At 59.3% G+C, this 7,348-nt stretch carries 7 protein-coding genes; 1 reads left to right on the forward strand and 6 read right to left on the reverse strand.

What is annotated here, in order from left to right:
* Positions 1-7 precede the first annotated feature (7 nt).
* The 6 genes from QMG40_RS16410 to QMG40_RS16435 all read right to left on the reverse strand — a co-directional run bounded on the left by QMG40_RS16410 (position 8) and on the right by QMG40_RS16435 (position 6,044).
* A complete protein-coding gene (locus tag QMG40_RS16410; protein WP_283532197.1) occupies positions 8-1,285 on the reverse strand; it encodes an APC family permease in 1,278 nt (425 codons plus the stop codon).
* Between the two features lie 232 nt (positions 1,286-1,517).
* Complete coding sequence (locus QMG40_RS16415) at positions 1,518-2,522, reverse strand: sensor histidine kinase (RefSeq protein WP_283532199.1); 1,005 nt, start codon at positions 2,520-2,522, stop codon at positions 1,518-1,520.
* Positions 2,519-3,190 (reverse strand): response regulator transcription factor, encoded by a 672-nt coding sequence (locus QMG40_RS16420; RefSeq protein ID WP_283532200.1) that lies wholly within the window; start codon positions 3,188-3,190, stop codon positions 2,519-2,521. Before QMG40_RS16420 ends, QMG40_RS16415 begins: the two co-directional genes overlap by 4 nt.
* On the reverse strand, positions 3,177-3,773 hold the full coding sequence (locus QMG40_RS16425; protein WP_349361628.1) for a DedA family protein: 597 nt from the start codon (positions 3,771-3,773) through the stop codon (positions 3,177-3,179). Before QMG40_RS16425 ends, QMG40_RS16420 begins: the two co-directional genes overlap by 14 nt.
* A gap of 141 nt (positions 3,774-3,914) precedes the next feature.
* The gene (locus QMG40_RS16430) at positions 3,915-4,808 is read right to left on the reverse strand and encodes a phosphatase PAP2 family protein (RefSeq protein ID WP_283532201.1); all 894 of its coding nucleotides are present in this window, start codon (positions 4,806-4,808) and stop codon (positions 3,915-3,917) included.
* A gap of 93 nt (positions 4,809-4,901) precedes the next feature.
* Positions 4,902-6,044, reverse strand: coding sequence for a glutamate--cysteine ligase (locus tag QMG40_RS16435; RefSeq protein ID WP_283532202.1), 1,143 nt, complete (start codon positions 6,042-6,044; stop codon positions 4,902-4,904).
* A gap of 98 nt (positions 6,045-6,142) precedes the next feature.
* Here QMG40_RS16435 and QMG40_RS16440 point away from each other — a divergent pair, with 98 nt between their 5' ends.
* Positions 6,143-6,991 carry a shikimate 5-dehydrogenase gene (locus QMG40_RS16440; protein ID WP_283532204.1) on the forward strand — a complete coding sequence of 283 codons (849 nt, stop codon included), beginning with the start codon at positions 6,143-6,145 and terminating at the stop codon, positions 6,989-6,991.
* The last annotated feature ends 357 nt before the right edge of the window (positions 6,992-7,348 follow it).

Genomic DNA, 7,348 nt, shown 5'->3' on the forward strand with positions numbered 1-7,348 from the left:
CTGTGCATCAGCTGCGGGAGGCACGACGGCGCAGCCTGACTGTGCGGTAAAGAATCCCCACCGCGAACATCACCAGTCCGGCCAGCACCGCCTCCATCGGCAAGGTGGCCACGAGCAGCACGCACGCCGCCGCACCCAGCAGTTGCAAAACCTTGGGGTAGCGGCGATCTGCACCGCTTTGGGTGAAGGCAGAAATGTTGGCCACCAGATAATAAACTAGGACGCCAAAGGAAGAGAAGCCAATAGCGCCGCGCAGATCAGCGAACATAATGATCACAATGATTGCGGCGCCCAACGCCAACTCGGCCCTGTGAGGCACAGCAAATTTTGGGTGAATAGCCGCAAAATAACGCGGAAAATCTCCTTCTCGCGCCATGGCCAGCGACGTCCTGCCCAGCCCCGCCACCAGTGCCAGCAGAGCACCCAAGGAAGCCAATGCGGCGCCTACTTTGACCACCGGTCCAGCCCAGCTCCAACCGCCGGCCGCCGCCGCGGTGGTCAGGGGCGCCGCTGTGGAGGCAACGCCGTCGGGCCCCAATGCCACAAGCAGGCTCACACCCACAACAGCGTAGATGGCGCCCGCAAGAGCCAGCGCCAACAGGATGGCGCGCGGGATGGTGCGCCGAGGGTTTTTGACTTCCTCACCCAACGTGGCAATCCGGGCATAACCGGCGAAGGCAAAGAACAAAAGTCCAGCGGACTGCAAAATACCGTACCAACCGTGCGAGAACAGCCCGGAACCCAAAAAGCTACTGTTGCTGCTGCCTCCAGGATGGCCGCCGCTACCAGCCCATACCGCGGCAATTGCAATGGTCAGTGCGGCAAGAACGGCGCCAACAATGATCCGGGCCAGGGCAGCCGTGCGGCTCACACCTCTGTAGTTCACCGCCACGAGAAGTGCGACGGCGGCAATCGCCACCGGCCGCTCCCACCCCGCGGGCGCGGCGTAAGCGGCGAACGTCATGGCCATGGCGGCACTGCTGGCCACTTTGCCCACCACGAATCCCCAGCCTGCCAGGAATCCTGGCCACGGTCCCAGCCGCTCTCGGCCATAGATGTACGTGCCTCCGGAGGTGGGGTATGCCGCGGCCAGTTGGGCGGATGAGGTGGCGTTGGCGTAGGCAACACAGGCAGCGATCGCCAGTCCTATGAGCAGGCCGGAGCCAGCGGCTTGGGCGGCCGGGGTGAAGGCTGCGAAAACGCCGGCGCCGATCATGGAACCAAGACCAATGACAACGGCGTCGAACGTGCCTAGTCGCCGGGTCAACGCCGGGGCGATGCTCATCTGCAAGCTACCTTTCGTATGGCCGATCTACCCGCCTGAGCGTAGCCGAAGCAAGTGAACTGTGGATGAACAAGGTTGGGTGTGCCCCACTCCGGCCAGACGCTCGCTCACTTAGCGTCGCGTTTTTGGCGACGCTCCTGCAGGTAGTGAGCGAGCGTCTGGGAATGATGGACGCGGAGTGAGCGAGCGTCGGTAAAAAGCCGACGTTAAGTGAGCGATTGTCGGGGTGGGACTAGCGGGAGATCGGCAGAACTAATTCCATGGTGGTGCCGCTGGGACCTGTCTCGGCGACCTGGATGCTGCCACCGGCAGCCACGGCAATCTCACGAACCAAGGCAAGGCCCAGGCCGTAGCTGCGTGGTCCGCCTCGCGCGGCAGTGCTGCCATGAGCGAACCGTTCAAACACTCGAGCGGGGTCAATACCAACAATCCCACCACCGTTGTCACTGACAGTAATAATCGCTTTCCCTCGGGAGTGAGCTGTGCAGATCTCTACGGTTCCACCTTCTAGGGTGTGGTTGATGCCGTTATCAATCAAACCCAAGACAGCCCGGCGAAAACTGTTGGGCGCAATACGAACATGGGCAACGCCGTCGTGAGTTGTGAGCAGCCTGATGCCGCGAGATGCGGCCAGATCCACAAGGTTGGCGGTGACCTCATCGATAACAGAAGGGACGTTCAGGAGCTCCGTAGCCGTGCCGTGTTCACCCGTGGCGGCCAGAAGTAACTCCTGAACGGTTGCGGAGAGGGCTGCAGTATCCTGGCGAATCTGTCCCAATAGTTTGGCGGCATCGGGGTTGTCATTAACCTTCAATTCGGCCAACTGAACCCGTGCGTCAAGAATTGTCAGGGGAGTTCGGAGTTCGTGGCTGGCGTCTTGCACAAAACGGCGCTGTAATTCAAGGGCCCGCCCCAGCGGACGGATGGCACTGCGGGCACTGAGCCACCCAATAGCACCGGCCGCCAGAATCCCGGCGAATCCAGCCAAAAGCATTGCCTTGAGCATGTCATTTGATTCGATATAAACACGGGTAGAAGTATCGGCGGAAAACAGATCCGGGTGGTGTGAAAGGTACAGCATGTACAGAGCGGCTGTGACGATGACTGCCGCCACCATCACCGCGATGGCCACGGCTATGCGCAGGCCCACAGTGATGGCTGCTCGGCGTAACTGTGGCGAATCGGTACTGGAATGCTTAGCCAGTCCCAACGGGATTTTGTTGAACAAAACCTTCATGCGTCATCGCCCATCTGATAGCCCAAACCATGCACGGTACGGATCACTGTTTTGGACACCTTTTTGCGCAGATAATGCACATAGGTATCGATGACACTTGGGGAATCACCGGGGTGGAACAGGCTCTGCAGCAACTCATTCCTGGTGAACACGCGGTCAGGTTCACCAGCGAGAAGTGCCAGTAGATCTCGTTCCTTGGCTGTGAGCTGCACAAGTTCGCCGTAGTTTGAGCGCAGTGAACGGTTGGCCGGATCAAAAAGCCAATCGCCTATGCTCAGCGTTGTTGGGGAGAGCGCGAAACGGCGGGTCATGGCACGCAGCCGCGCCCGGAGCTCACCGGCATCAAAAGGTTTGGTCATGTAGTCGTTAGCTCCGGCGTCGAGCCCCTCAATTTTCTCCGGTGTGGTACCCAAAGCCGTGAGAATAATGGCAGGAGTTGTGACGCCTTTGCGGCGCAGTGCCCGCACCAATGCCAGCCCGTCCATGACCGGGAGGCCGCGGTCAATCACCATGGCGTCCCATTGAGCAGTGAGGCCCAGATGGAGGCCTTTCTGCCCATCTGAGACCAAATGCACCTCGTATTCGCTGGCCAGAAGCTCTGCAATGAGTGGCCCTAGGACGGGATCATCTTCAACCAGGAGCAGCCGCGAGCGTTCAGGGATGTGCACGCTCCTTATCCTCCTCCAAAATGCTGGCTTCAGCGGTAGTTTCCGCTTTACCGGACCGCCGTTTACGCAGGATGCTGATCAAGCCCGGCACCACCGAGAGAAAGACCAGCACTATTGCGATGATGTCGATGTTGTTGGCAATGATTTCATAGTGCCCCAGCCATGTTCCAAGGAGGGTGATGGAGCCAGCCCAGCCGACTGCGCCGGCAATGTTCCACAGCGTAAACTTCCTGTAATTGTAGTTGGCGGTGCCCGCCACCAAAGGGGCATAGGTACGCACCACCGGCACAAAACGCGCCAAGACAATAGCGGCGCCTCCTCGCTTGGCGAAGAACTCCTCGGTTTCCTTGAGGTACTTGGTTTTCAGGATTCGAGCGTCATCTTTGAACCAGCGTCGGCCAAACTTGCGACCCAGCATGTACCCAACCTGATCCCCTGCAACGGCAGCCAGCACCACCACGCCGATCAGTACGGGCAGTGAGAGCTGAAGCTGTTGATGCAGAAGTCCGGCAGTGAATAGGAGCGAGTCACCGGGCAGGAAAGGAAACAGGAGCCCTGACTCAATGAAAACAATCACAGCCACAATGGCAAGAGCGGCTGGCCCTAGCCCGTTTAAGAGCGCAGCAGGATCGAAAAGTGACGTTATTCCAACGGTCTGGGATCCGCTAGGGAGGAGAAATCCGTGGACTACAGGAACGATGAGATGCAACAAAACGGGCCTCGATCAGGGGTTCGAAGGGGTGGGGGCAGCAGACGGGCCAGTTTTAAGAGTAGACCCGTCGGCTCTGAGCTGTCCCGTGAATTGGCTTACCCCAACGGGTGTTGCACTAGTGGGGCCGAAGCGGTCAAGACCTGGAATTCGGGGAATTATATGGCCTTGATAGCGGTTCCACACCCCTGCAAACAAGACCACGGCCGCGCTCGCAGCCAGGAATGACGCGGCAACATCGCTGGGGTAGTGCACACCAATATAGAGTCGGGACCAAGCCACTACCAGCGGCACCACAATGGCAAGAAGCGCCGCCAGTTTGGCCCACGTCCCCTTGCGTAACAAGAACCAGAACGCCCACGCGAGCCCAACAGCCAGTGCCACGTGGCCGCTGGGAAAGCTGTTCGAACCAGTTTCAGGAGCCAGCGGGTTTAAAAGCAGTGCGGGGTTGGGGCGTTGACGCTCCACCACAAGTTTGAAGAACTGGCTTGCAAACCAGCCAGCAATTGTCACACCGCCAAAGGCAACAGCGTTGAGCGGCGATCGGCGAATGATGAGCAGAAAGATGACCATCAAAGCGATCATGACGCACCCGCCGATCGGTGAAAATACTTTGTCCAGTGCCAGCGCCACAACAGTCAGTGCACCAACGTGGCTCCTACTCATTTCCTGATCCACGGTGAACTCGTTGGCGGTGAAGTCAGGAGTGCCAACCACGAAGAATCCTAGAACCAAAACCATTCCGGACAGGACTATCACCCAGAGGCCCCAGAAAGCGGGCTGGGGGAGGACAGCTAACCGTGTGCGCCAGAGGTTGCCAGGCCGCGTGAAGAGACGGCGCATCTGCGAAGCGTGTGCGCCGGATTCAGGCGCGGCGTGAGTTTTCCCTTGTTTGGTCGGTGACGACATTAGCCAACTCTCTGATTCGCTGCGTGCAATAAGACTTTCCTTCACTGTCTCGCACGATAGCTAAGAATTTTCTAAGAAGTGCCCGCCGCTGAGCTAGTTGCCGGCCATTTCCTGCACAAGTTCACGCACGACGGCGCGCAGGTCGCCATTGTGGGCGGCAGCAACGCGGCGTTGGCGCTGGTAACTTGCCCCGCGCGTGATGATTCTCTCCACATTGGATAGCTCATCTGAGCAGCCCAACCTGGCTGCCACGGGTTCAAGTTTGTTCAGCAGCTCCATTGTGTGCTCCGTGACAAGTTGCTCCTTGCCGGCAGCATCCAAGATGATGATGGCGTCCAAGCCATACCTGGCTGCGCGCCACTTGTTTTCCTGAATGTGCCACGGTGGCATCGTGGGGATGGTGCCGCCGTCGTCCAGGGTATTTGAGAAATCCTCAACCAAGCACTGGGTCAGCGCGGCGACAGCGCCAATCTCTTCCAGCGTGGACATCCCGTCGCAGATACGCATTTCAATAGTGCCAAGATTTGCCACGGGACGAATATCCCAGCGGATTTCATTTGGCGCGTCAATGACCCCGGTGGTGAACATATCCTGCACGTAGGACTCATACGCGTTCCAGTCGGGAAACTGGAAGGGCAAGCCGGCTGTAGGCAGCTGCTGGAACATCAAAGCCCGCTGGGACGCGTAGCCGGTGTCCTCGCCATTCCAGTAAGGAGAAGAGGCAGAGAGGGCCTGGAAGTGCGGGAAGTGGTTGACCAGCCCATCAAGCACTGGCATGGCCTTTGACACATGGTCAAGGCCTACATGGACATGCACGCCGTAGATGAGCATTTGGCTGCCCCACCACTGAGTCCGATCCACGAGTTTGGAGTAGCGTTCCTTATCGGTAACGGCCTGCGTGCGCGGGTTGCTGAAAGGGTGCGTGCCGGCGCTGAGGAGATCAAGGCCCAGGGGCTCGGAAGCTTGGCGCAGCAGGTTTAAGTTGCGACGCAGATCCTCGATACCATCAGAGACGGTTTGAGCAACCCCTGTGACCAACTCCACTGTGTTTTGGAGCATTTCACCCTTAATGTGCGGGTGCTCCTCGTCCTTTATGACCTCTGGCTGAGCTGCGAAGATATTCTCGAAGACGTCGTCGGCTCGCGCAGCCAATTCTCCGGAATCCTTGTCAACCAGCGCAATCTCCCACTCCAAACCCAGTGTAGATTGCTTAGATTTCGCGAAATCAATCTTCACTGCGACGCCCCCTAGGCATGATGGAGTGGTGGGTGCAATACGACAAATGTGCGTTCTGCCTTCTGATTGTAGTTCAGGATCTCAGGCACAATGGAGAGGTGCCTATCCTAAACAAAGACATGACATTGTGCATTTCGCTCGCCGCGAGACCTAGCAACATCGGTACCCGCTTCCATAACTACCTCTATGAGGCCTTGGGCCTGAACTACGTGTACAAGGCGTTTGCGCCACGTGATCTGGCCCAGGCTGTTGCAGGTATCCGGGGGCTGGGTATTCGCGGCGCCGCAGTCTCGATGCCGTACAAAGAGGATGTCATTGCTCTTGTTGACGCGATGGACGCCTCCGCCTTGGCCATTGATTCGGTTAACACAATTGTCAATGACTCGGGCGTGCTCACCGCGTACAACACCGATTATCTTGCCATCGCCAGGCTGCTGACAGTGAACGCTATTGATCCCGCCATGACGGTTTTTCTGCGTGGTTCCGGCGGCATGGCCAAGGCTGTTGCTGCTGCCTTGCACGACGCCGGATTCATTCACGTGAGCATTGTGGCCCGCAACGAAGAACGTGGCCAAGCGCTTGCCGCGCTTTACGATTTTTCCTGGCTTCCGGAGGTGGATGGGGACGCTGGCTGTGCTGTTGCGGATGCCAATCGTGTTCCTGGAGCAGGCATGCTCATCAACGTGACCCCTTTGGGCATGGCTGGAGGAGAGGAGACGGTCCAGTCGTTCTCCGATGCACTGGTGCAGCAGGCGCAGGTGGTGTTCGACGTCGTCGCACTTCCTGCCGAGACCCCGCTAATTGCGGCTGCCCGGGCCGCCGGGAAGCAGGTCATCACGGGAGCCGAGGTCATTGCTATCCAGGCTGAGGAACAATTTGTGCTGTACACGGGTGTTCGTCCAAGCGCGGAACAGGTTCGAGAAGCCTCCGAGTTCTCCCGGCAGTAGTCCCCAGCCGCTCCCACTACTCGCAAGCTCGCAGCGGGTCCCTCGCGTCTGTGGGCCCACCCAGCCGCTCCCACTACTCGCAAGCTCGCAGCGGGTCCCTCGCGTCTGTGGGCCCACCCAGCCGCTCCCACTACTCGCAAGCTCGCAGCGGGTCCCTCGCGTCTGTGGGCCCACCCAGCCGCTCCCACTACTCGCAAGCTCGCAGCGGGTCCCTCGCGTCTGTGGGCCCACCCAGCCGCTCCCACTACTCGCAAGCTCGCAGCGGGTCCCTCGCGTCTGTGGGCCCACCCAGCCGCTCCCACTACTCGCAAGCTCGCAGCGGGTCCCTCGCGTCTGTGGGCCCACCCAGCCGCTCCC

Source organism: Arthrobacter antibioticus, assembly GCF_030063205.1.
Taxonomy (GTDB): Bacteria; Actinomycetota; Actinomycetes; order Actinomycetales; family Micrococcaceae; genus Specibacter.

What these genes read in the sequence shown, in the direction of transcription:
- QMG40_RS16410 (WP_283532197.1), bottom strand. Translation starts at nt 1,285, where the DNA reads ATGAGCATCGCCCCGGCGTTGACCCGGCGACTAGGCACGTTCGACGCC.
- QMG40_RS16415 (WP_283532199.1), bottom strand. Translation starts at nt 2,522, where the DNA reads ATGAAGGTTTTGTTCAACAAAATCCCGTTGGGACTGGCTAAGCATTCC.
- QMG40_RS16430 (WP_283532201.1), bottom strand. Translation starts at nt 4,808, where the DNA reads ATGTCGTCACCGACCAAACAAGGGAAAACTCACGCCGCGCCTGAATCC.